At 67.1% G+C, this 24,679-nt stretch carries 19 protein-coding genes, 1 tRNA gene and 2 pseudogenes; 9 read left to right on the top strand and 13 right to left on the bottom strand.

Features of this window, described 5'->3' with window-relative positions:
• Positions 1–51: 51 nt before the first annotated feature.
• Both O1Q03_RS34235 and O1Q03_RS34230 read left to right on the top strand, forming a co-directional pair.
• Positions 52–531 (top strand): SRPBCC domain-containing protein, encoded by a 480-nt coding sequence (locus O1Q03_RS34235; RefSeq protein WP_269509282.1) that lies wholly within the window; start codon positions 52–54, stop codon positions 529–531.
• A 13-nt stretch (positions 532–544) separates the two neighbouring features.
• Positions 545–997, top strand: coding sequence for a nuclear transport factor 2 family protein (locus tag O1Q03_RS34230; protein ID WP_269509280.1), 453 nt, complete (start codon positions 545–547; stop codon positions 995–997).
• 70 nt (positions 998–1,067) lie between these two features.
• Here O1Q03_RS34230 and O1Q03_RS34225 read toward each other — a convergent pair whose 3' ends face one another.
• Genes O1Q03_RS34225 through O1Q03_RS34210 form a run of 4 tightly spaced genes read right to left on the bottom strand, consistent with a single transcriptional unit; the run spans position 1,068 to position 5,195 of the window.
• Entirely contained in the window at positions 1,068–2,048 is a 981-nt protein-coding gene (locus O1Q03_RS34225) for an acetyltransferase (protein ID WP_269509278.1), read from the bottom strand.
• A 16-nt stretch (positions 2,049–2,064) separates the two neighbouring features.
• Positions 2,065–2,856 carry an SDR family oxidoreductase gene (locus tag O1Q03_RS34220; protein WP_269509276.1) on the bottom strand — a complete coding sequence of 264 codons (792 nt, stop codon included), beginning with the start codon at positions 2,854–2,856 and terminating at the stop codon, positions 2,065–2,067.
• 39 nt (positions 2,857–2,895) lie between these two features.
• On the bottom strand, positions 2,896–4,089 hold the full coding sequence (locus tag O1Q03_RS34215) for a sulfotransferase family protein (protein ID WP_269509274.1): 1,194 nt from the start codon (positions 4,087–4,089) through the stop codon (positions 2,896–2,898).
• Positions 4,086–5,195 (bottom strand): DUF1214 domain-containing protein, encoded by a 1,110-nt coding sequence (locus tag O1Q03_RS34210; protein WP_269509272.1) that lies wholly within the window; start codon positions 5,193–5,195, stop codon positions 4,086–4,088. Before O1Q03_RS34210 ends, O1Q03_RS34215 begins: the two co-directional genes overlap by 4 nt.
• Positions 5,196–5,389: 194 nt before the next feature.
• Between O1Q03_RS34210 and cysD the strand changes: the two are divergent.
• The 6 genes and pseudogenes from cysD to O1Q03_RS34180 form a co-directional block, all read left to right on the top strand.
• A pseudogene (gene cysD, locus O1Q03_RS34205) lies at positions 5,390–6,304 on the top strand (sulfate adenylyltransferase subunit CysD); the annotation flags it as partial.
• Positions 6,304–8,232 carry a sulfate adenylyltransferase subunit CysN gene (gene cysN, locus O1Q03_RS34200; RefSeq protein WP_269509270.1) on the top strand — a complete coding sequence of 643 codons (1,929 nt, stop codon included), beginning with the start codon at positions 6,304–6,306 and terminating at the stop codon, positions 8,230–8,232. The pseudogene cysD and the gene cysN, both read left to right, overlap by 1 nt.
• Before the next feature lie 128 nt (positions 8,233–8,360).
• Entirely contained in the window at positions 8,361–9,548 is a 1,188-nt protein-coding gene (locus O1Q03_RS34195; protein ID WP_269509269.1) for a helix-turn-helix transcriptional regulator, read from the top strand.
• Positions 9,549–9,805: 257 nt separating this feature from the next.
• Positions 9,806–11,167, top strand: coding sequence for an MFS transporter (locus O1Q03_RS34190; RefSeq protein ID WP_269509268.1), 1,362 nt, complete (start codon positions 9,806–9,808; stop codon positions 11,165–11,167).
• Entirely contained in the window at positions 11,154–12,203 is a 1,050-nt protein-coding gene (locus O1Q03_RS34185; protein ID WP_269509266.1) for a lactonase family protein, read from the top strand. Before O1Q03_RS34190 ends, O1Q03_RS34185 begins: the two co-directional genes overlap by 14 nt.
• A 304-nt stretch (positions 12,204–12,507) precedes the next feature.
• A pseudogene (locus O1Q03_RS34180) lies at positions 12,508–13,566 on the top strand (fatty acid desaturase); the annotation flags it as partial.
• Between the two features lie 215 nt (positions 13,567–13,781).
• On the opposite strand, the gene O1Q03_RS34175 reads toward O1Q03_RS34180, so the two are convergent.
• The 6 genes from O1Q03_RS34175 to O1Q03_RS34150 all read right to left on the bottom strand — a co-directional run bounded on the left by O1Q03_RS34175 (position 13,782) and on the right by O1Q03_RS34150 (position 19,217).
• Positions 13,782–14,402: an HAD family hydrolase gene (locus tag O1Q03_RS34175; protein ID WP_269509264.1), complete on the bottom strand. Its 621-nt coding sequence runs from the start codon at positions 14,400–14,402 to the stop codon at positions 13,782–13,784.
• 205 nt (positions 14,403–14,607) lie between these two features.
• Entirely contained in the window at positions 14,608–15,480 is an 873-nt protein-coding gene (locus O1Q03_RS34170) for a hypothetical protein (protein WP_269509262.1), read from the bottom strand.
• 51 nt (positions 15,481–15,531) lie between these two features.
• Positions 15,532–16,188: a TerD family protein gene (locus tag O1Q03_RS34165; protein ID WP_269509260.1), complete on the bottom strand. Its 657-nt coding sequence runs from the start codon at positions 16,186–16,188 to the stop codon at positions 15,532–15,534.
• A 112-nt stretch (positions 16,189–16,300) separates the two neighbouring features.
• Positions 16,301–17,317 carry a DUF475 domain-containing protein gene (locus tag O1Q03_RS34160; RefSeq protein ID WP_269509258.1) on the bottom strand — a complete coding sequence of 339 codons (1,017 nt, stop codon included), beginning with the start codon at positions 17,315–17,317 and terminating at the stop codon, positions 16,301–16,303.
• Positions 17,318–17,360: 43 nt separating this feature from the next.
• Positions 17,361–18,101 (bottom strand): VWA domain-containing protein, encoded by a 741-nt coding sequence (locus tag O1Q03_RS34155; protein WP_269509256.1) that lies wholly within the window; start codon positions 18,099–18,101, stop codon positions 17,361–17,363.
• A gap of 27 nt (positions 18,102–18,128) precedes the next feature.
• Complete coding sequence (locus O1Q03_RS34150; RefSeq protein WP_269509254.1) at positions 18,129–19,217, bottom strand: toxic anion resistance protein; 1,089 nt, start codon at positions 19,215–19,217, stop codon at positions 18,129–18,131.
• An 804-nt stretch (positions 19,218–20,021) separates the two neighbouring features.
• On the opposite strand from O1Q03_RS34150, the gene O1Q03_RS34145 reads away from it, so the two are divergent.
• Positions 20,022–20,112, top strand: a tRNA-Ser gene (locus tag O1Q03_RS34145).
• Positions 20,113–20,406: 294 nt separating this feature from the next.
• On the opposite strand, the gene O1Q03_RS34140 is transcribed toward O1Q03_RS34145, so the two are convergent.
• The 3 genes from O1Q03_RS34140 to acs all read right to left on the bottom strand — a co-directional run.
• Positions 20,407–22,422, bottom strand: coding sequence for a sodium:solute symporter family protein (locus O1Q03_RS34140; protein WP_269509252.1), 2,016 nt, complete (start codon positions 22,420–22,422; stop codon positions 20,407–20,409).
• 3 nt (positions 22,423–22,425) lie between these two features.
• The gene (locus O1Q03_RS34135) at positions 22,426–22,761 is read right to left on the bottom strand and encodes a DUF4212 domain-containing protein (protein ID WP_269509250.1); all 336 of its coding nucleotides are present in this window, start codon (positions 22,759–22,761) and stop codon (positions 22,426–22,428) included.
• 85 nt (positions 22,762–22,846) lie between these two features.
• Positions 22,847–24,679, bottom strand: a 1,833-nt coding sequence (gene acs / locus O1Q03_RS34130) for an acetate--CoA ligase (RefSeq protein WP_269509248.1), incomplete at its 5' end; no start/stop codon positions are given.

Raw genomic sequence — 24,679 nt, 5'->3', positions numbered from 1 at the left:
CGGCGCGCACTCGCGTCCCCGCCCTCTCGTCAATCTCACCCGATACCCGCCATGACCAAACCAGCCAATCTCGTCACCTCGATCACCGTCGACATCGACGCGCCCGCTTCCGTCGTCTGGGAAGTGCTGACCGATTTCCCGCGCTACGGCGAATGGAACACGTTCTGCGTCGGCCTCGAAACGACCGGCCGGATCGGCGACTTCGTGTACATGCAGGTGCGCATTCCGGGCACCGACACCGTGATTCCGGTCAACGAAATCCTCGTCGCGTGCGAGTCCGAACGCCTGCTGTCATGGGAACAGCGCCCGACCGACGACAACAAGGACGCCGCGCGCCGCGACCAGTACATCGAAGCCGACGGCGCCGAGCGCTGCCGCTACTTCACGACCGACCAGTTCCTCGGGCTCAACGCGGAAACGATCATGCGCGAACACGGTGGCTGGGTGAAACAGGGGTTCGACCAGTGCGCGCGGGACGTGAAGCAGCGCGCGGAAGCGCTGCATGCGGCGCGCCGGCGCAAGCGCGCGTGACGGAGCACGGCCGATGCCCGATTTACAGACCCTCTCCGATCATCACGACATCCGCGAACTGATCGTCGCGTATTCGAGCGCGGTCGACTCGCGCGACTTCGATGCGCTCGATGCGGTGTTCACGCACGATGCCGCGATCGACTATCGCGCGATGGGCGGCATCGCCGGCGCGTATCCGGACGTGAAGGCGTGGCTGCGTACCGCGCTGCCGCAGTTTCCGCAGTACCAGCACATGGTCGGCAACCTATCGATCACGCTCGACGGCGACACCGCGCGCGGCCGCACGGTCTGCTTCAATCCGATGGAAGTCGTGCTGCCCGACGGCGGCACGCAGGTGATGTTTCTCGGGCTCTGGTACGTCGATCGGTTCGTGCGCACCGCGCGGGGCTGGCGCATTGCCGAGCGTGTCGAGGAGCGTTGCTACGGCCACAACGTGCCCGCCGTGCTGGCGGATGCAACCGGTTGAATCCGCACCGCTGCACGAAGCGCGCGCCGAGGCATCGCTGCACACGGCGCGCGCGTCTCGGGCCTTCGGGTCAGTCGAGACGGAATGCCGCTTCGAAGCGCGCGGCGAAAGCGTCGAACTCGGTTTCCGGCAGGTGGTTGATGCCGCCCGCGCGCTTGCGCCCACCGCCGGTCGGAAACCCGCGGCAGAACTCGTCCGCGCCGAGCGGTCGGCCGTCGGGCACGCGCACGCTGACGACCAACCCGCCCTGCGCACACGGCGACAGCACCGCGAGCGCCGCATGCGGCGCGTTGCGCATCCGCTCGTTCGCGAGCATGCCCGTCGCGCGCCGCGCCCAAGGATGATCGGGCATCCTGATCAGCGTCGCGCCCGGCACGTCGCGCAGCGGTGCCAGCGCGCACGCAAGCGCCATGTCGTCGCGGTAACCGTCGCGCAGCGCGGCGAACACCGGCGTGCCGTGCACGAAATCGAGCGGATCGGCGCACGGCAGCATCGCGTCGGCAAGCACGGCCGGATCGAAATGCAGATCGTCGACGCACTCGCCGTATGCGTTGTAGTTCAGATAGAGCCCGAGCTCGGCGAGCGTACCGCGTTCGGCTTCGTCGACGCCGTGCTCGCGCGCGAGCGCGTCGCCGAGCGCCGGCAGTTCGTCGCCGAACGCCGCGACGATCGCCCAGCGCACGTGCCGGCCGTCGAGATAGCGGTTCACGAGCGCGCTCGTGCAGACGTCGGCCGCCGTGTCGATGTACGCGTCGAAATGCGCATCGCCCGGCAATCCACCGGCGAAGTGATGATCGAAATAGCGGACCGCCGTGCCGCCGCGCAGCAGCCGTGCGCACGCGTCGCGATTCTGGTCGTGCGACACGTCGAGCACGGTCACGCGATCGCCCGCTCGCGCATCGATCCGCTCGAGCAGCTTGATGTCGCGCTTCACGCCCGTCACCAGCGTGCCCGACGCCCCTTCCGCGAGCCGCAGTTGCTGCAGCGCGCACAGGCCGTCGGCGTCGCCGTTGAACGCGAAGAAATGCCGACCCTGATGGTTTTCCCGCATGATCCGTTAATTCTCCTCAGGGCATGAAATCGCCGCCGTTCGCATCGAGCGTCGCACCGGTCACGGCGTTCGCGTAATCCGACGCAAGGAACAGTGCCGCGCGCGCGCAGTCGTCGTCGGTCGGCAGCTTCGCGAGCGCGATGTTCGACGCGATCGGCGCGATGATCTCGTCTTCCGTCATCCCGTACTCGGCCGCGGCCTGCCGGAAATACGTCTGCGTCGGCACGCCCCACATCCAGCCCATGTGGATGCTGTTCGCGCGGATGCCGTGCACGCCGAGCTCACGCGCCAGGTATTTTGCCGCAACGGCGAGCGCGCCCTTCGATACAGCGTAGCCTGACTCCCCTGCAAATGGCTTGCGGGTCGCCTGCGTGTTGATCATCACGATCGCGCCGCGCTTCTGCCGCTTCATGTGCGGCACGACTTCCTGCGTGAGCGTCATCGTCCCGAACACGTTGGTGTCGAACACCGCGCGCCAGCCGTCCAGATCGGCCTCCTCGATCGGCTCCGGAAACGTGCCGTGCACGAACGCGCTGTTCACGAGCGCGTCGATCCGGCCGAACCGCTCGATCGTCTGCGTCGCGAGCTGCCGGCATTGGGCGCGCTCGGCGATGTCGGTTCGCACCTTCAGCACGTCGCACGCGACGCCCAGTTCGCGGATCCGCGCTTCGGCAGCGTCGAGCTTTTCCATCGTGCGTGCCGCGACGACCACGCCGCGCGCGCCTTCGCGCGCCGCCTCGACCGCAAGCTTCACACCGAGCCCCGGCCCGATCCCGGAAATCACGACGATCTTGTCTTTCAGCAACATGGGTTGTCTCCTGGTTGTCGTTCGTCTCGCGGCGTGCCATCAGCCGGCCGCCTGCAGGTGCCGCGCGCGATACGCGGCGAAGTCGTGCGCGAGTTGCGCATCGGTAAAGCCGAAGCGCGCGATCGAATAGTCGTGCGCCGCACGCTTGTCGCGGCCGTTGCGCGCCAGCCAGTCCGTCATCGCCGCGCGCTGCGCCGCATCGAGCGGCATCCCCGCGAAGCGGTACACGGCTTCGGCGACACCGAGCGGATTCGATACGGTGTCCTCGAAACGCACGTCGAGAAACCGGTCGGCGGGCAGCGCGTCGCGCGCGGCCATCGCGGCACCGATCGCGCGCGCCATCCCCGCGTTCCACTGCGCGCCGACCGCGAGCGGGTCCGGGTCGTCCGCATACATCTGCCACAGCGTGTGCGCCATGCTCGCCATCGACGGAATCGTCTGCGCCGGATCGCGGTGCGTGAGCACGACCTGCGCACGCGGAAACACGCGGCACAGCACGTCGAGCGCGTGCAGGTGCTGCGGCGTCTTCAACAGCCAGCGCGCGGCCGGCGCGACGCCGCGCCGCGCCTTCTGCCACTGCAGGAACTGCAGCATCCGCTTCAGGTACGTATAGACCGGCGTCAGGTCCTGCGTCGCGAGCCACGCCGTGTAGCGCGGCACGTTCGCGTACGAATCCATCGCGCACACGAACGAGTGCTCCATCAGCATGAATTCCTCGTCAGCGAGCATCGCGTCGAGCGGATGGATCGTCAGGATCTGCGGAATGCAGTCGATCATCATCGCAACCTCGGCCTGCGCGCGCGCGATGCGCACGGTCGGCGCGTCGAGCGTCTCGCCGGCGAGCGGCGCCGGATAGCGCGTTTCCCACCACGCGGCCGAATGAAACCGCGCATCGACGGCGAGCAGCCGCTGCAGCAGCGTCGTGCCGGTGCGCGGCAGCCCGACGATCACGAGCGGATCGTCGATCTCGATGTCGGCGATCTCCGGATGGCGGCGGAAGTAATCCTCGACGACGAGCCGGTTCACGAGCTGGCCGACGAGCTTCTCGCGCATCATCTGCGCGCCGCGCGCGGACAGCTTCGCCTCGTCGATCAGCGATGCGCACATCACGTCGAGCGCCTCGCGATACGGGCCGGCGCCGAACGCGGTGAGCCCGCCCGCGCGCGACACGGCCTCGGCGATCAGCCCGTCGGCGTCGAGCTGCGCGCGGATCGGATCGAGCGATGCGTTCATGCGGCCTCCTTCAGCGCAGCGAGCTTCACGACGCGCGTGCGCGGATGCACCGGCTGCGCGGCGCCGACCCAGCGCCAGCAGATCGTGCCCGTGCGATGCCCGGCCGTATCGAGCCAGTTCGCGTCGCCCGGCCGTGCTGCGGCGACCACCACCGTCACGCCGCCGTCGGCGTTCCGCCGCGCACTGTGCTTGTTCACGCAGATGTCGAAGTGCCGGTAGTCCAGCGACTCCATCCAGTAGTTGTTCAGTTGTACGTTCCAGAAATCGCAGTCCGGCACCGTGTCGACGTCGATCACGAGCGCTTCGTCGTCGGCCAGCGACCAGCACGAGTGGTAGTAGTAGATGTTCGGGTCGCCGCCGACCGACTGGCACAGCGCCTGGTCGGCGGGCGGCAGCGCGTTCACGTGCGACCCGTAGCTCGCGGCCCAGTCCGCGAACAGCTTCGACGTCTGCTCGACGAACTGCGCGGCGCGCGTGAGGCCGCGTTGCAGCGCGAGCGGATCGAGCGGCGCCGGCCGGTCGTGTGCGCCGATGCGCTCGATCTTCAGTTGCGCGGGCGTCTCCGCGCGCCGGTCGAGAAAGGTCTGGCGCACCAACAACGCGTTCGTGCCGGGCTCCATGCGCACCCAGTTGCCCGCGCGCGGCGTCTCGCTCAGCACGATCTCGAAGCTGCCGTCCGGCGCGACCTCGAGCTGCTTCGCATCGAGAAAGCCCGTCTGCAGCATCTTGCCGTCCGTCTCGTAGCCGCCTTTCTGCGTGCCGAAGCTCAGGTACGCGACCGTGCCGCGCCGCCCCGTCACGCGATAGTCGCAACGGCCGTCGACGCGTGCGTACTGGTACAGGTTGTCGGGATTGTCAGCGCCGATCTTCGCGGTCTCGTGCGACGGCGAGAAGAAGCCGGGCCACGCGCCGTCCGCGAACTCGACGTGCATTTCGAGCGCGATGCGCATCAGCCGGCTCAGGTAGCGGAAGCCTTCCGCCCGCGTGAGCGGATCGTCCGGCGCGTCGGCGCGCAGGATCTGCTGCCCGCTGCGCTTCAGGGTGTCGCAGAAATCGGCCCAGGTCTGGCCCGAAAGCAATTGCGTGGCACGTGTGTCGTCCGTCATGTTCGTCTCCGCCGATGGTCGAGCGCTCACCTTAAGCGCCACCGCCGCGCGCCACTTCGTCCGGGTGGACTAAGGAAAGATCCGCTCCACCGCCGCGTGCCGGTTTAGTCCACCCGGACGAAGAGCGGGACGCCCTGCACTCGATACCTTGGCTTCATGCATGAAACGCCGCACATGTCGCGCGGCGCCGGCATGAAACAAGGAGACGAACGATGTTGACCCACTTGGAGCGACTGGAGGCCGAAAGCATCCACATCATGCGCGAGGTGGTCGCCGAAAGCGAAAACCCGGTGATGCTCTATTCGATCGGCAAGGACAGCTCGGTCATGCTGCATCTCGCGATGAAGGCGTTCTACCCGGCGAAGCCGCCCTTTCCGCTGCTGCACGTCGATACGACGTGGAAGTTCCGCGAGATGATCGCGTTTCGCGACGCGACCGCCGAGCGCCTCGGTCTCGACCTGCGCGTGCACGTGAATCCCGACGGCCTGTCGAACGACATCAATCCGTTCACGCACGGCTCGGCCGTGCACACCGACGTGTGGAAGACGCAGGGGCTCAAGCAGGCGCTCGACCACTACGGCTTCGACGCCGCGTTCGGCGGCGCGCGCCGCGACGAGGAGAAATCGCGTGCGAAGGAACGCATCGTGTCGCTGCGCTCGGAGCAGCACCGCTGGGATCCGAAGCGTCAGCGGCCCGAGCTCTGGTCGCTGTACAACGCACGCAAGCGCAACGGCGAAAGCCTGCGCGTATTCCCGATTTCCAACTGGACCGAGCTGGACATCTGGCAGTACATCCGGCTTCACGACATTCCGATCGTGCCGCTCTACTTCGCGAAGGAACGGCCCGTCGTCGAACGCGACGGTGCGCTGATCATGGTCGACGACGAACGCCTGCCGCTGCGTGACGGCGAAGTGCCGCAGATGCGCCGGGTGCGGTTTCGCACGCTCGGCTGCTATCCGCTGACGGGCGCGATCGACAGCGACGCGACATCGCTCGACGACATCCTGCGGGAGATGCGCGACACGCGCACGTCCGAGCGCCAGGGACGGCTGATCGACAGCGATTCGGCCGGTTCGATGGAAAAGAAGAAACAGGAGGGATATTTCTGATGGCACACGTTCTCACTTCACCCGACACGCTCGCGCCGGCGTCCGATCCGCGCGATGCGCGCGACCTGCACGCCGACGACGCGCAGACGCAGGACCTGCTGCGCTTCATCACGTGCGGCAGCGTCGACGACGGCAAGAGCACGCTGATCGGCCGCCTGCTCTACGAATCGAACATGCTGTTCGACGACCAGCTGACCCAGCTCGAAGCCGATTCGAAGAAAGTCGGCACGCAAGGCGGCGAACTCGATTTCGCGCTCCTCGTCGACGGGCTGTCGGCCGAGCGCGAGCAAGGGATCACGATCGACGTCGCGTACCGCTTCTTCGCGACCGCGCGGCGCAAGTTCATCGTCGCCGATACGCCCGGTCACGAGCAGTACACGCGCAACATGATCACCGGCGCATCGACCGCCGATCTCGCAGTGATCCTGATCGACGCGCGCAAGGGCGTGCTCACGCAGACGCGCCGCCACAGCCATCTCGTCGCGCTGATCGGCATCAGGCGCGTCGTGCTCGCGATCAACAAGATGGACCTGGTCGACTACGATCGCGCGGTGTTCGAGCGTATCGACGCCGACTATCGCGCATTCGCCGCCGAGCTCGGTCTCGACGAAATCGTCAGCATTCCTATGTCCGCACTGCGCGGCGACAACGTGATCGCACCGAGCGCACGGATGCCGTGGTACGCGGGCCCGACGCTGATGCAGCATCTCGACACGCTGCCGCTCGTCGAGCGCGTGACGCGCGACGAACCGTTCCGGCTGCCCGTGCAATGGGTCAATCGCCCGCACCTGAACTTCCGCGGTTACGCCGGCAGCATCGCGTCCGGCGAAGTCCGCGTCGGCGAACGCGTGCGCGTGCTGCCGTCCGGCAAGGAGAGCCGGGTCGCGTCGGTGATCACGCCGGCCGGCGAAGCCGACGTCGCGCGCGCCGGCGAAGCGGTGACGCTCACGCTCGCCGACGAGATCGACATCAGCCGCGGCGACATGATCGCGCGCGCCGATGCACCGCCGGAAGTGGCCGACCAGTTCGAGGCGACGCTCGTGTGGATGCACGACGAACCGCTGCTGCCGGGCCGCCCTTACCTCGTGAAACTCGGCACGCAGACCGTCGGCGCAACCTGCGCGACGCCCAAATACAAGATCGACGTGAACACGCGCGAGCATCTCGCCGCGCGCACGCTCGCGCTGAACGAGATCGGCGTGTGCAACCTGAGCTTCGATCGGCCCGTCGCATTCGATCCGTACGACCGCAACCGCCATACCGGCGGCTTCATCGTGATCGACCGCTTCACCAACGACACGGTCGGCGCGGGGATGCTGCACTTCGCGCTGCGCCGCGCGCACAACGTGCACTGGCAGGCCGTCGACGTCGACCGCAGCGCGCGGGCGCTGCAGAAGGCGCAGACGCCGCGCATCGTGTGGCTGACCGGCCTGTCGGGCGCCGGCAAGTCGACGATCGCGAACCTCGTCGAACGGCGGCTGCATGCGCTCGGCAAGCACACGTACCTGCTCGACGGCGACAACGTGCGGCACGGGCTCAATCGCGATCTCGGCTTCACCGAGGCCGATCGCGTCGAGAACATCCGGCGCGTGGCCGAAGTCGCGCGGCTGATGCTCGATGCGGGGCTCATCGCGCTCGTGTCGTTCATCTCGCCGTTCCGCGCGGAGCGCGACATGGCGCGTGCGATGGTCGGCCCGGACGAGTTCGTCGAAGTGTTCGTCGACACGCCGCTCGCGGTCGCCGAGGAGCGCGATCCGAAGGGCCTGTACAAGAAGGCGCGCAACGGCGAGCTGAAGCACTTCACCGGCATCGACTCGCCGTACGAGCCGCCCGCGCAGCCGGAATTGCGCATCGATACGGTGACCGAATCGCCGGAAGCCGCGGCCGAGCGCATCGTCGCGTACCTGCTGCGCGAACGCACCGCCTAACCGGGACGCAGGCAACACGAGCCGTGTCGTACGGGCGCGGCCCGCGTCTACTCCGTTCGGATGACGCGGGCCGCCGGCCGGTCGGTATGCTGGTCGGGCGCATTCACCCGACCGAGGAGAACACGAGCATGCGGATCGCGCTGGCGCCCGGCGACACGGCCGCGCACGACGGTTTCGACGACGCGGCCTGGAGCGCCCGCGAGCTGAGCGCGTGGCTCACGCTCGTCTATCAGGGCCCGTCCGAAGCGACGCCGTGGGCAGGCTTTCTCGAAGCGATGCGCGTGCGGCTCGACGCAAGCTTCACGACGCTCGTGCTGCGCAATCCCGGCGGCACGCGGCGCGGGCTCATCATCAACGCGTCGCGCCACGGCCCGCTGCTGCCCGGCGAGCCGTCGTACAGCGAGCAGTTCTACGCGCTGTGCCCGTTTCTCGATCAGCCGGCCGGCCAGCTCTTCACGGCCGATGCGCTGTTCGGCGAAGCGCGGTGGCGCGAACACGACTTCTACCGGCAATACCTGCAGCCGCTCGACCTGCGCTACATCCTCGGCGCGAACCTGCGCGGCGAGCGCGGCGTCGAATGCGCGTTCTTCGTGAGCCGCGCGCACGGCGGCCGCGAGTTCGGCCCGGCCGAGCGCGCGCAAGTCGCGACGCTGCTGCCGCACCTGCAGCGCGCGGTCGAACTGCACGCCGCGCTCGACGTGCTCGATGCCGAACGCGCGCTGTACGCGGGCACCGTCGACAGGCTCGATGTCGGCACCGCGATCGTCGACGAGGACGGTCGCGTGATCAAGCGCAACCGCATCGCCGAGCGGCTGATCGAGCAGCAGGACGGCCTGTGCCTGTGCCAGGAACGGCTCCATGCGTCGTGCCCGCTCGACGAGCGCCGGCTGCAGAAGGCGCTGCAGGCCGCGCTCGAGCATTTCCGCGCGGGTGCGCTCGCGCGCATCGAGGCCACCACGCTGTCGCGGCCCGGCGGCGCGATGCCGTTGAACGTGCTGCTGCGCCCGCTCGCGCCCTATCGCGGCGCGCAAGACCGCCAGCACCGGCCGGCCGTCGCGGTCTTCATCCGCGATCCGGCGGCATCGCCGCAGACGTCGCGCGACATGCTGCACCGGCTGTTCCGGCTGACGCCGATGGAAACCGAGATCGCGCTGCTGCTCGTCGACGGGCTGACGCTCGACGAGGCGGCCGCCGCGACCGGCATCACGAAGAACACCGCCCGCGCGCACCTGCGCGGGATCTTCGCGAAAACGGGCGCGACGCGGCAGGCCGTGCTCGTGAAGACGCTGCTCAACAGCGTCGTGTCGATGGCGTAACGGGCGACACGCCGCGGGCTTGCGGCGCATCCGGGCGGCGGCCAGCGGGTGTTGGCGCGCCGATGTCATACGTCATCAGATGTGATCCTTCCCCAAACGGCCTCATGGCATTCCCGATATCCATGTGATTTTGGGGTAAACCCGCGACCTCATGGACCAATCTCCGGCGTACCATGTCGTACGACAACATACTACTCATTCATTACCTCAACGTCGACACGGGCTTGCGCCCGTTCGCCGCCCGACCGGAGACTCCTTTGACCTCGCCCGCCCTGCCCGGCCGCGACCCGCTCGCGTCCGCCGTCTCGAAAGTGAAGTGGCACGTGCTGCCGCTCGTGCTGATCATGTTCATCGCGAACTACATCGACCGCGTGAACGTCGGCTTCGTCGACCGCCATCTCGAAGCGTCGATCGGCATCGGCGCGGCCGCGTACGGGCTCGGCGCCGGCCTGTTCTTCGTCGGCTACGCGCTGTTCGAAGTGCCGTCCAACCTGTTGATGCAACGCTACGGCGCGCGCGTCTGGCTCGCGCGGATCATGGCGACGTGGGGCATCGTCGCGGCCGCGATGGCGTTCGTGTGGAACGACACGTCGTTCTATGCGCTGCGCTTCCTGCTCGGCGCGGCCGAGGCCGGCTTCTTTCCCGGCGTCGTGCTGTACCTGTCGCAATGGCTGCCGCCGCAGGAGCGCGGCAAGGCGATGGCGATCTTCCTCGGCGGCTCCGCGTTCGCGTCGGTGCTGTCCGGGCCGGTGACCGGCGCGCTGCTGTCGATCCACGGCTTCGGCCTGCAGGGCTGGCAGTGGATGTTCCTGATCGAAGGGCTGTTCTCGGTCGCGCTGTGCGGCGCGAGCTGGCTGCTGCTGAAATCGCACATCAGCGACGCGATGTGGCTCACCGCCGACGAACGCACGGCACTGCAGAACGCGCTCGACGAAGAGCGTGCGATCCGCGACGGGCGCTCGAAACTGCACGTGTCGGCCGCCACGCTGCTGCGCGACCCGCAGATCGTGCTGTTCTGCTTCCTGTATTTCTCGATTCAGCTGACGATCTACGCGGCCACCTTCTGGCTGCCGACGATCATCCGCAAGATGGGCGGCCTCACCGATTTCCAGGTCGGCCTGTACAACACGATTCCGTGGATGATCGCGATCGGCGCGATGTACGGCTTCGCGGTGCTGTCGTCGAAATGGAAGCATCCGCAGCGCTGGCTGTCGTTCGCGCTCGTGCTCGCCGCATGCGGGCTGTTCGCGTCGACGTCGCACGATCCGGTCTGGTCGTTCGCGTCGATCTGCTTCGCCGCGCTCGGCTTCAAGGCTGCGTCGTCGCTGTTCTGGCCGATTCCGCAGGGCTACCTCGATACCCGCGTGGCCGCGGCCGTGATCGCGCTGATCAACTCGATCGGCAACCTCGGCGGCTTCGTCGCGCCGACGGCGTTCGGCTATCTGAAGCAACATACGGGTTCGATCACGGGCGGGCTGTATGCGCTCGCGATCGCGTCCGTCGTCGCCGCGGTCGCCGCGCTGTTCGCGCGCACGCACCGGCGCGGCGATCCGCCGCGCGGCCTGCCGGCCGACGCGTCCTTCACGAATGCTTCGATGCTCCGCCATGCCGAACACTGACCGCCTGACCGTCGTCGTTTCGAATGCCACCGACGGCGACCTCGCCACGTTCTCGCTCACGCCCGACGGCGCGCTCGCGCCGCTCGCCCGCTACCCGGCCGGCGACGTCGCGATGCCGATCGCCGTGCAACCCGACCGCGCGCGCCTCTACGTCGCGACGCGCGGCGAGCAGCCTACGATCGTCGCGTTCCGCGTCGCGGCCGCGACCGGTGCGCTCGCGCGCATCGGTACGACCGCGATCGATGCAAGCCACGCGTACCTGTCGCTCGACCGCAGCGGCCGGTGGCTGCTCGGCGCGTCGTACGGCGGCAGCTCGCTGAGCCTCTACGATGCCGCGCGCATGCGCGACGGCGACGGCGCGCAGCTGCAGGTCGCGGACGGCATCGCGAATGCGCATGCGGTCGTCGTGTCGCCGGACAATCGCTTCGCCTACGTGAGCTCGCTCGGCTCGGACCGCATCTTCACGTTCGCGCTGGTCGAGGATGCCGGCGGCCTGCGTGCGCTCGAACATGGCGAAACGCGCGTGCCGGGCGGCTTCGGCCCGCGTCACCTGCGCTTCGCACACGACGGCCGCACGCTCGTCGTGGTCAGCGAATTCGTCGCGACGCTCGCCACTTTCCCGCGCGATGCCGACAGCGGCCGCCTCGGCGATGCCCACGTAAGCGTGCGCCACCCTGCCGTCGCGAGCCTCGCGCAAGGTCATGCGCGCCCGCCTGCGCCGGACGAGCCTTCCGTATGGGCCGCCGACGTACACCTCACCCCGGACGAGCGCCTCGCGTACGTCAGCGAACGCACGTCGAGCCAGTTGCTCTGCTATCGCCGCAACGCGGACGGCACGTTCGAACCCGCGCACGCGACGGCCACCGAAACGCAGCCGCGCGGCTTCGCGATCGATCCGTCGGGACGCTGGCTCGTCGCGTGCGGCGAGCAGTCGGAATATGTGTCGGTGTATGCAATCGCGCCGGACGACGGCACGCTGACGCCGCATGCGCGCGTGCCGGGCGGCCGCGGGGCGAACTGGGTGGCGATCGTCTGAGCGTCTGATCGTCCGAATCGATTCATCGTCTGATCGATTGTTCAGCTGGCGCGCGGCATCCGGGATGGACAGGGTCATGCGGCGGACTCCGGAGCGATTTCGGCGGATTGTAGGGTCGCCGGCCCGCAATGACGCCCGCAGCACACTCTGGCCACGCGGCGCGGGTTCGCCCGCCGGTGCGCCGTCCAAGGTGGCCCAAAATAACACCATCATTGGCACCGGCGGCCCTCGCGCGCGCTCCGGTGCGCGCCTATGCTTGTCACATCGGCATTGCACCCTACGCTTTCCGCCCGGATTCCGCTCGATGAGCCAACCTGCACGAACCGTCTTTCGCAACGACGCCGACAAGGTCGCGTACGTGCGCCGCGAGGTCAATGCCGCGAGCGATGCGATTCGCGCGCGTTTTCCGCTGCTCGACCGCCAGAACGCTGTCGGGGCGAGCGTGATGGCCGTGTCGGTGAGCGCGATGCTCGCGATCGCGTGGCTGTATGCGCGCGGTGCGATCGCGTGGTACCTCGCGCTGCCGCTTGCCGCATTCGTCACGTCGCTGATCCACGAGCTCGAGCACGACCTGATCCACCTGATGTACTTCAAGAAGACGCCGTGGGCCTATCACCTGATGATGGCGCTGTGCTGGCTCACGCGGCCGGGCACGATCAACCCGTGGACGCGGCGGCGCATGCACCTGCATCACCACAAGGTGTCGGGTGGCGAATCGGATCTCGAGGAATACGGCATCACCAACGGCGAACGCTGGGGCGTGAAGCGGCTGCTGATGATCGCGGACGGGATGCTCGCCGTCGTGCTGCGGCCCGACGCGATGCGCCGCAAGGTCAGGCAGTACGTCGCCGCGCAGCAGGTGCAGGACGCGGCCGAGCGCGCGCAGTTGCGTGTCGAACAGGTTTCGTCGTACATGCCGATCGGCCACGGGTACTACGCGCTGTGGCACGCGTTCATCGTGTATCACGCCGCCCTGTTCGCGCTGCATGCGTTCGGCTATACGCCGAGCGTGCCGGCGATCGTCGAGCGCGTGATGCGCGTCGTCGATTTTCTTGCGGTCGTGTGGCTCGGGCCGAACTTCGTGCGCAGCTTCTGCATCAACTTCGTCAGCTCGAACATGCATTACTTCGGCGACATCGATTCGCGCAACGTGATCCAGCAGACGCAGGTGCTCGATCCGTGGTGGCTGCTGCCGTTCCAGCTGTTCTGCTGCAACTTCGGCAGCACGCACGCGATTCATCACTTCGTGGTGCGCGATCCGTTCTACATCCGCCAGCTGACCGCGCGAACCGCGCATGCGGCGCTGCGGAAAGTTGGCGTGCGGTTCAACGATGTCGGTACGTTCAAGCGCGCGAATCGCTGGGGCGCGTATGGTCCTGTTGGTCCTGTTGGTCCTGTTGGTCCTGTTGGTCCTGTTGGTCCTGTTGGTCCTGTTGGTCCTGTTGCTCCTGTTGCTCCTGTTGGTCCCGTTCGTCCGGTTCGCGCAGCGCGCGGCGGCCAGCGGATCGACGCGTAACGGCGGCCGCGTGCGGCGCGTGCCGGCGCGCCGCTGCTGTCAAGCGTTCCGACTGTCTCGCATCAGTCGCCGATCGGCAGCATCGGCCCGTGCCCGCGGATCCACGCCCAGTTCGCGAGTTCGGCCATTTCCTTGTCGCCGCGGCTGTCGCCGTACGCGAACAGTTTCGCGGGCGGCTGATTCCGCCACCAGCCGCGCAAGCGCACGACCTTCTGCGGCCCCCAGCAGTTCTCGCCGTTCAGCCGTCCGGTGAACACGCCGCGCTCGAACGCGAGGTGCGTCGCGAGCACCGTGTCGATGCCGGCCGTCTTCGCCCACTTCTCCAGATACAGCGACGGCGACGCGCTGACCAGCACGACTTCATGCCCGCGCGCCTGATGCTCGCGAATCCGCTCGAGCATTTCCGGTCGCACGAGGTTCGGTAGATAGCCGTCGACGAACCGGCTCGCCAACGCATCGAGCGCGTCCTCGCGAATCGGCCCGAACGCGAACCACGCGAACTTCGCCTTCGCGTCGCCGCGCGACAGCAGCCCGGCCTTCATCGCGACGATCCACGGCAGCGCGCGCAGGCCGGCCCACGCGAAACGCGGCGTGCCGACCGCGTAGCGGACGAAGTGACGGAAGCTGTCGGTAGTCGTGATGGTGCCGTCGAAATCGAAGGCGGCGACGATGCGGTCGGTCATGGAGAGACGGGGAAGCAGTGAGATGCCCGGGAAGATAGCAGAATCGCGCCGGTCCGCGCGAAACGGCGCGGTGCCGCACGGCTCGCGCAGCGAATGCGCGTGCCGGAGCGCGCGCGTTCGTGCGGTTCGTGCGGTTCGTGCGGTTCGTGCGGTTCGTGCGGTTCGTGCCGCCGTTCGTGCCGTTCGTGCCGTTCGTGCCGTTCGCTCAGCGCTGCGGCCGCGCTGCCAGCGCCGCCGGCAGCACGACGTTCATCAGGTGATCGGCGCGCGACAGCAGATCGGTCACGCGCTCGTCGAGCCCGCGCAGTTGCGCGGGCTGCATCCGGATCTGCTGGACGGCCTGCCCGACGATATTGCGACGGTCGAACAGCGTGCGCTCGATACCGGTGTCGTCCGGTGCGCGCACGACGTCCGACACCGCACTCAGCGCCGCGAGCACGACCACGAGGCTTTCTTCCGCATGACGGACCTTCGCGGCGAGTGCCTCGGTGCGGCGCGGGAAAAAGCCGAGCGATTGCTTGAGCGCGCCGAGCGCCGCGCGGTAGTCGACATGGCTGGACGCCGTACCGAACCAGCGTTCGAACATGCCGGTCTTGCGCGTTGCCTGCGCGAGCATCCCGGCCATCATGTCGGCCGCGCCGAGTTCGTTGAATTCGCGCGTCGTCGCCGCGACTGCTTCGACGAGATTGCCCGCCGCCTCCAGCGCCCCGTCGCCGATCGTCGCGACGGTCGCGAGCTTGAGCGGCACCAGTTGCCGGATGTGCCGCTCGATGCGCGGCGCGTAGTCGGGATAGAGCGTCGGAAAGCTGGCCTGCGCGGCGCGGAAGCACGCTTCGAGCTGCGAATGGTTCGACTCGCCGAACAGCGCGCGGCCGACCGCATCGGCGGGCGCTGTACGCACGGCTTGATCGGACGCGGGCGCCGGCCCGAAATCGAGCGCCTGCGGCGTGGGCCGCTCGGACGCACGCGCGACCGGCGCACCGGGCGCGGCCGGCGTGTCGAACGCAAGACGCCCGGGCGTGCGCTCGGGCGTCGTATCGAACTCGAGCCGCTTCGGCTCGTCGGACGGATTCGTCATCGCTGCTTCCTGCGCGGCGCGGCGGTGTTCCGCACGCCGGGCTGCCGCCAGTCAGACCACGCCGCCGTACGCGCGCACGAAATCGCCGAGGCCGCGGTTGTAGCCGGCGCCGACCGCCTTGAACATGAAGTGCCCGTCGCGACGATAGAAACTGCCCACCTGCACCGACGTCTCCATCGAGAAATCTTCCTCGAGCGCATACTTCGCGATCACCGCGCCCGACACCTCGTCGGCGATCTGGATGTAGCTGTTGCGAACCTGGCCGAAGTTCTGGCGACGCGCTTCGGCCTGATCGATCGTCACCACCACCGAGATTTCCTCGACGTCGGCCGCGAGCTTCGTCATGTCGATGAAGATGATTTCGTCGTCGCCGTCGCCGCTGCCCGTGCGGTTGTCGCCGCTATGCACGACGCCCAGGCACTTCGATGCGGGCATCCCGCGCTTCGGGAAATCGTCACCCGGCTGGATGAAGGTTTCCTTGCGGTCCATCGTGCGCACTTCGCTGTTGTAGAACACGAAGTGCTGATCCGAGATCAGCTTCGGGTAGCTCTGCGCGTCGTACTTGCACAGGAACACCGACACGTCGAGATCGAAATCCGTGCCCGTGTCCGTCGCGTTCGCATCCCAACCGAGACCGATGCGGAATTTCTGCGTGCCGGGCGCTTCCTTCGACAGGTTGACGCGACCGCCTTTCGACAAATTGATCATCTGAACCTCTTCTGCTGGAACCGCCGTTGCGCCGGCGGCAATGCCGGGCCGCGCCGTGCGGCCCCTTGATGACGTTGTGCGTGTGCTGCGGGTGTGCTGCGGGTGTGCTGCGCTACTCGCCTGCGACCGCAGTCCGGTCTTCCCTGCGCTGCGCGACGATCGACGACCACACCGCCGCCGCGATCATCGCCGCGCCGATCAGGCCCGTGACGACCTCGGGCACGTCGAACTTCACGCCGAGGAACATGATCGTCGCGAGCGCGCCGATCGCCCAGAACGCGCCGTGTTCGAGATAGCGATACTGCGCGAGCGTGCCCTTCTTCAGCAGCACGAGCGTCATTTCCCGGATGTAGGCCGCGCCGACGCCGAGGCCGAGTGCGATCAGGAAGATGTTGTTCGACAGCGCGAAGGCACCGATCACGCCGTCGAAGCTGAACGACGAATCGAGCACTTCCAGATACATGAAACCCGCAACGCCTTCGCGCACCACGCGCGTGCCCGTGTTCTCGCCGCCGACCAGATCGCCCACGCCGTGCGCGATCACGAAGCCGATCACGCCGAACGCGCCCGCGAGCAGGAAGCTGACCTGCTCGGCCGCCGGCACGTAGAACGACGCGATGATCACGATCGCGAGCGTCAGCGCGACTTCCAGCGCGGTGATGCGGCCGAGGTGGCGCATCGGGCCTTCGAGGAAGCCGATCCAGTGCTCGTCCTTCTCGGCGTCGAGCATGAACTTGAAGAACACCATCAGCAGGAACGCGCCGCCGAACGCCGACACCTCGTGATGTGCGGACGTCAGCACCGCCGCGTACTTGTCCGGCGATTCGACCGCGAGCGTCAGCGCATCCCACAGGCCGATGTGGCCGATCACCGCGACGATCAGCAGCGGGAACACGAGCCGCATGCCGAACACCGCGACCGGCAGGCCGAACACCATGAAGCGGTTGCGCCACTTCTCCGACCAGTTCTTGAGCACCGATGCGTTGACGACCGCGTTATCGAGCGACAGTGAAATTTCGAGCACGCACAGGACTGCGACGATCAGCATGTCCTTCACGCCGCCGAGGAGATAGGCCGCGATCAGCGCGAGCACCGTGAGCGACAACGGGATCTTGAAGTCTTTCAACATGATGGGGTAACCGGGTTCAGAAAAAGGGATTGGCGGGGCGCGCTCATTTCGCGCGCACCCAGTCGCAGAATTCCTGCGTGATCAGCTGTTCGTAGATCTGTTCGTCGCTCACGTCGAGCGATTCCAGGTGCAGGAAGCCGACGTTCGGCATCTCGTCGGCGACTTCCGCGAGAAAGCCAAATTCGCTTGGGTCGCCGACGCCGACGAGCGACCAGTACAGCGGGAAGTGCTGCGACTCGGCCAGCAGCTGACGCACGCGCTTGCGGTCGTTCTTCGGGTTCTGGCCGTCGGTGACGAACAGCACCCACGCGGGCAGATGGCCGTTCACCGGCGCGGACGCGGCCGGCGCGGGCGTGTCGTCCGCGCCGCCGAACAGCCGGCTCAGAAAGCCGCGCTTTTCTTCGCGCTTGGGTTCCGGCGCGCGGAAGAAGAAGTCGACGATGTCGTTCATCACCGGCGCGTACTGCGTGCCGCCCCACTTGTCGATCCGTGCGTTGAGCACGTGGTCGGAAATGTACGAACCGTAGTTTTCCGGCGTCGCGGTCGGCAGGCGGTTGTAGCCTTCGGTGAAGGTCCACGTATCGACTTCGCCGTTGTCGTCGAATTTCAGCGCGATGCCGAGGATCCGGTCGTGCGTCTCCTGGATCACCCCCGACTGGTAAAGCGGCTTCGCGGAACCCGAGATGTCGAGCGCCGCGCCGACGCGCACGACCGCCGGCTTCAGGATCTGGCGTTTTTCGAGGACGATCGCGACCTTCGCCGCGCGTTTCTCAAGCGTAATCATGCGGTGTTCTCTCGGTTCTCTTGGTTGTTAGTTTTGCCTCGGAGCGAATCGGGTGATCAGGTCCTGTTCGAGCCGGCGCAGGCGCGGCGCGTCCTGCTCGCGCTGGCGGCGGCCGTCGGCGATGATCTGCGTGATGTCGTCGAACGCGCCGAACAGCTGCTGCTGCGCGTATTCGAACGTGTCGGTCGAAATCACCGGACGCTGGCCGAGCTTCGCGACTTCCTGCGCGTTCTGTCGATTCAGGTCGGCCTGCGCGCGGATCGCCTCGTCGGCCGCGTCGTACGTCGCGTTCGCGAGCGCCGCCGCGCGCTTCGTGCTGAGTTGCTCGAGGTAGAGCGCGAACGCGTTGGTCCACGCGGGAATCAGCACGGTCTTGATCGTCATGAACTTCGACGTCAGCGTGCGTTTCTGGTCCTGCTCCATCCGGATCTGCGGCGCGAGCTGCTTCGACATCAGCATCGCGCGGTCGAGATCGTCGAGCTTGCTTTCGAGCGCGTCGACCTTGCGCTTCACGTCGAGCAGGCGCTGCGCGGCGAACGCGTCGTCCGCCGGCTGCTGGCCGGCGGCGAGATGCGCACGCAGCGCCGCGAGCGCCGTTTCGCCGTGTGCCTTCGCGTGCGCGAGCTCCTGGTGCAGCGCGTAGTTGTCGGTGTACATGCGCTCGAGCTCGTCGATGCCGGCCTTCTGCCGCTGCGCATGCGTCTCGAGTTCGACGACGAGCGTATCCATCCGCTTGCTCACCGACTCGTACTGCGACAGCAGCTTCTCCTTGGTCGAGCGGAACAGCCGCGTGACCTGCGTGAGCAGCCCGCCCTTGTCGGCGCCGCGCGGGTCGAGCCCCTTCGCGGTCGCGATCAGCGCGTTGAGCTTGTCGCCGAACTGGTCGGCATCCGACGCGCGCACGCTCGTGAGAATCCGCTGCGAGAAAGCAGCGATTCGCGTGCCCTGCGTCGCGCCGAGCTGGTCGATCTCGTCGATGGTGATCAGGCGCACGTTGTCCGGCACGGGGGCGGCCGGCGCGACGGGGGCGACGGGAACGGCGACGGGAGACGAAGACGGGGTGGCAGGACGATCGCTGACCGCATCGGATTTCTTGTCATCGAATAGCGGCTTCATGTGGCTACCACATTCCTTTTTTGCTTCTGTTGCGTGTTGTCGTGCGCGCGGCGCGCATCCGATTGCCGTCGTGCTCTCTCACGGGCGGCAGACGGACAATAAATGCCGTGGCCCCATTGCGTCAAGGGAACGAATTCTTTCATATTCCATTCATTTTGTAATCAGGCATCGCGATACGTCGGCCGGGCAACGCCGCCCCTGCGGCCATCTACCGCCACCGCGCGGGATTGCGGCCCGCCCAAGCTTACATGTCAGATCAATATGAAATGAAAATGAAATAACCGAATTTTGGGTGATTTCGGGCGACCTGGACGCCGTCGACCACCGCCGCGCCGACCGACCAAGGGTCATCGAGCCTGCCCGCGGAACGGACCGACGGGGGTGAGACGAACGACATCAACTGGTCACGAATTGTGAAATTGCGCCGTCCGTCCATGTGCACGAATGCCGCGCTGACATGGGAATCGCCGGGACTTCACGAGCGTAGGCAGCATGACGCGGACATCGCACCGGTCGGACATCGCGCGCGCAGCGCCAGCAGACCCTCCGACAGGAGTCCCGGTCGACGACGTTGCGCGCAACCATGCGCAACGTCGCGAACAAGCCGTACTGGTCGTCGGCGATCGGCGGGCATCTGACGCGGGGCGCTCGGCGCTCGGTGTGGCTGTCGATGACGACGGATTTCTGACGCGCGGGCGCAGACCCTCTGCGCGCGCCGCGGCGGGTGGGTGCCGGTCGGCGTCGACGGGTCGTTGAAAGGGGGTGGCGAGGGGCCGCCAGAGTTTGCTATACTCTCGGTCTTCCGGAGAGATGGATGAGTGGTTTAAGTCGCACGCCTGGAAAGCGTGTATAGGTTAATCGCCTATCGGGGGTTCGAATCCCCCTCTCTCCGCCAGACATACTGAAAAGCCCCGCAGAATCAATGTTCTGCGGGGCTTTTTCTTTATCGCTCGCCGAGCACCGGCTTTGCGCCGGCCGACGACAAATGCCACGCCGCCAGAATCGGTCGCGCCCCGCCGCCGCGACAGGCGCTGTTCCAGCGCGAACGAACGCCGTCAGCCCAGGTCCCTTCTTATCCGCCAACGCTCCACTTGCGAACGCGGCAGCATGGTCGTTGACCATATCGACCACGCAACAATGATGATCCTTCTTCAGGTGCGGTCTGTTCGAACGTCGCCGCTCCTCCCCCTCACGGATGCCGAATGTAATCCACCAACGCCCGCGTATATTCATCCGGCGGCCGATCGAGCAAGCTCACCGCAATCGCCACCGCAAACCCGGCCGGCACCCCGAACACGCCCGAACTGATCGGCTCGATCCCGAACCACGTCCGCCCGGCAAACCCCGTAAGCTGCGTGAAATACGGATACGTCGACACGATGTAATACACACAAACGGCGAGCCCCGTCACCATTCCGGCGAGCGCGCCGCGCGTCGTCGTCCGTTTCCAGAACACCCCGAGCACCAGCACCGGAAAGAAGCTCGACGCCGCAAGTGAAAACGCGGCCCCCACCAGAAACAGAATCTTCCCCGTATTGAGCGACGCGACATACGACGCGAACAGCGCGACGCCGAGCAGCAGCACCTTCGAGATCGTCACGCGCCGCTGGCTCGACGCATCCGGCGCGACCATGCAGTAATAGACGTCGTGCGACAACGCATTCGCGATCGTCAGCAACAAGCCGTCCGCGGTCGACAGCGCCGCGGCCAGCGCGCCCGCAGCGATCAACCCCGACACGACATACGGCAACCCCGCGATCTCCGGCGCGGCGAGCACGACCATGTCCGGCTGCATCTGGATTTCCGACCAGTGCACGATGCCGTCGCGAATCACCTCGACGACACTGATCAGGTCGGGTTCGAAGTGATGCCACTGCGTGACCCACGCGGGCAATTCGGCGATCGGCCGCCCGACGAGGTTCGCAAGAATCTCGTACTTGATCATCACCGCGAGCACCGGCACGCTCAGGTAGAACAGCGCGATGAAGAACAGCGTCCACCCGACCGAACGGCGCGCGGACGCGACCGACGTCGTCGTGTTGTAGCGCGTCAGGATATGCGGCAGGCTCGCGGTGCCGAGCGACAGGCACAACAACAGCGCGAGGAAATTCCGCTCGCGCGGCTTGCGTTCGTCGTCGCTCGCGGCGGGAAACGGCTCGTGCATCGGCACCGGCGGCTCGGCGCGCGCAAGCAGATCGTCGCGCGCCTGCGTCCATGCGACGCGCGCCGCCGTCGGGTCACGCGGGAAATCGGCCAGTTCGTGCTCGCGCTGGTTGATCTCACGCAGCGGACCGTTATGGCGCCGGAGGTCGGCAAGCTGGTCGACGAGTTGCCGGCGCGCATCCGCATACGACGCCGGCAAGCGGTCCAGCTGCGTCTGGATGACCGCGGCCTGTCGCCGATACGCATCGCGCACCTGCTGCTCGTCGGCCGCGTCGCGCACTTGCGCCTCACGCGCCGCCACCCGCTCCATCAGCTTCCCGTAATTGAACTGCGGCACCGGCCCGAGCCCGTTCTTCATCGCGATCAACGACACCGGTATCAGGATCGCGCTGATCAGGATGATGTACTGCGCGACCTGCGTCCACGTGACCGCGCGCATCCCGCCGAGAAACGAGCACACGAGAATGCCGGCGAGCCCGCAGAAGATGCCGATCGCGAAATCGACGCCGATGAAGCGCGTCGCGATCAGCCCGATCCCCTGGATCTGCGCGACCAGATAGACGAACGAGCACAGGATCGCCGCGCCGGCCGCGAGCGCGCGCACGGCGGTGCTCGAAAAGCGCGTGCCGAGAAAGTCGGGAATCGTGTAGCGCGCGAGCTTGCGCACATATGGCGCCAGCAGAAACGCGACGAGGCAGAAGCCGCCCGTCCACCCCATCACGTAGGCCAGCGCATCGTAGCCGGTTGCGTAAAGCGAGCCGGCGAGTCCGATGAACGACGCGGCCGACAGCCAGTCGGCCGCGGTCGCCATCCCGTTGAACGCGGACGGCACGCGCCGCCCGGCCACGTAGTATTCGACGAGATCGGACGTGCGCGACAACAGCCCGATCACCGCATACACGGCGATCGGCACGAACAGGAACACGTAGCCGATCCACACGCCGGCGCCGGTCGCGCGCTCGATCCGCCACAGCAACGCGATGAAGCCGAGAAAGCCGAGCGTGTAGAGCGCGTACGCGCGAATCAGTCGATGCGTCAGCATGGCTCAGCGAGCATCGTCCGCAGCCGCGGCATGGTCGTCATACGCGCGGCGCAGCGTGCGATCCGCGCGCTGCATCAGGCCGATGTAGACGACGATCAGCACCAGATACATGAGAATCGCGCCTTGCGCGCCGACGTAGAACGGCAGGCTGAAACCGGCGAAGCGGATGCCCGCGAGCGCGGGCGCGAAGAACGGCACGACGAACGACACCGTAAAGCCGATCGCCATCAGCACCGCGATCAGCGCGACGTTGAAGCGCCAATAGCGCGCATGGGCACGCGCAAGCGGTTCGGGAACGGGCGGCGGCACGGCGCGCGCCGGACGGGACGAAACGGTCATGCCGTTATTTAGCAAAAAGCCCCTGCGCGGGCAATCGGGATTGCCGCGCAGGGGCTCGTACGCGCAATGCGCGCAACGGGCGCGATCAGCGCACTTCCGCGAGCTGATCGAGGATCGCCGGGTTCTCGAGCGTGGACGTGTCCTGCGTGATCGCCTCGCCCTTCGCGAGCGAGCGCAACAGGCGCCGCATGATCTTGCCCGAGCGCGTCTTCGGCAGGTTGTCGCCGAAGCGGATGTCCTTCGGCTTCGCGATCGGCCCGATCTGCTTGCCGACCCAGTCGCGCAACGACTTCGCGAGCGCAGCCGCTTCTTCGCCTTCCGGACGCGAACGCTTGAGCACCACGAACGCGACCACCGCCTCGCCCGTCGTGTCGTCCGGGCGGCCCACCACCGCCGCTTCGGCAACCAGCTCGTGCGAGACCAGCGCCGACTCGATCTCCATCGTGCCGAGCCGGTGACCGGACACGTTCAGCACGTCGTCGATCCGGCCCATGATCGTGAAGTAGCCGGTGTCCTTGTCGCGCACGGTGCCGTCGCCGGCCAGGTACAGCCGCCCGCCGAGTTCCTCGGGGTAATAGCTCTTCTTGAAGCGCTCCGGGTCGCCCCAGATCGTGCGGATCATCGCCGGCCACGGACGCTTGACGACGAGAATCCCGCCTTGCCCGTTCGGCACGTCCTGGCCCGTCTCGTCGACCACTGCGGCCATGATGCCCGGCAGCGGCAGCGTGCACGAACCCGGCACCGTCGGCGTCGCGCCCGGCAGCGGCGTGATCATGTGGCCGCCGGTTTCGGTCTGCCACCACGTGTCGACGATCGGGCAGCGCTCCTGGCCGACGTGCTTGTGGTACCACATCCATGCTTCCGGATTGATCGGCTCGCCGACCGTGCCGATGATGCGCAGGCTCGACAGGTCGTAGCTCTTCGGGTGGACCTTGTCGTCGGCTTCGGCCGCCTTGATCAGTGAACGGATCGCGGTCGGCGCGGTGTAGAACACGGTGACCTTGTGGTCGCCGATCATCTTCCAGAAGCGGCCGGCGTCCGGATAGGTCGGCACGCCCTCGAACACGACCTGCGTGCCGCCGCATGCGAGCGGCCCGTACGTGATGTACGTGTGGCCCGTGACCCAGCCGATGTCGGCCGTGCACCAGAACACGTCGTCGGGTTTCCAGTCGAAGGTCCACTTCATCGTCTGCGCGGCCCACAGCAGGTAGCCGCCCGTGCTGTGCTGCACGCCCTTCGGCTTGCCGGTCGAGCCTGACGTATACAGGATGAACAGCGGATGCTCGGCGCCGACCCATTCCGGTGCGCACGTGTCGGACTCGGCATCGGTCAGCTCGTGCATCCACAGGTCGCGCTCGCCGTGCCAGTCGATCTTGCCGCCGGTGCGGCGATAGACGATCACGCTCTTGACGGCCTCGCAGCCGCCCATCGCGATCGCTTCATCGGCGATGCTCTTGAGCGGCAGCGTCTTGCCGCCGCGCGCCTGTTCGTCGGCGGTGATCAGCGCAACGGCGCCGACGTCGACGAGCCGCTCGTTCAGCGATTTCGCGGAGAAGCCGCCGAACACGACCGAGTGCGTCGCGCCGATGCGTGCGCAGGCCTGCATCGCGACGATGCCTTCGACCGACATCGGCATGTAGATGACGACGCGATCGCCCTTCGCGATCCCGCGTTTCTTCAGCGCATTCGCGAAGCGCGACACGCGGGCGAGGAGGTCGGCATAGGTGACGCGCGTGACGGTGCCGTCGTCGGCCTCGAAGATCACCGCGACGCGCTGGCCGTTGCCGGCTTCGACGTGGCGGTCGAGGCAGTTGTACGACGCGTTGAGCTCGCCGTCGTCGAACCATTTGTAGAACGGCGCGTCGCTCTCGTCGAGCACCTTGGTGAACGGCTTGTGCCAGCTGAGGCCTTCGCGTGC

It is taken from the genome of Burkholderia sp. IMCC1007, from assembly GCF_027257875.1.
In the GTDB taxonomy this organism is placed as follows: domain Bacteria; phylum Pseudomonadota; class Gammaproteobacteria; order Burkholderiales; family Burkholderiaceae; genus Burkholderia.
Note: the sequence above shows the minus strand (reverse complement) of the source record. Positions and strands in the feature narration are given on the sequence as shown.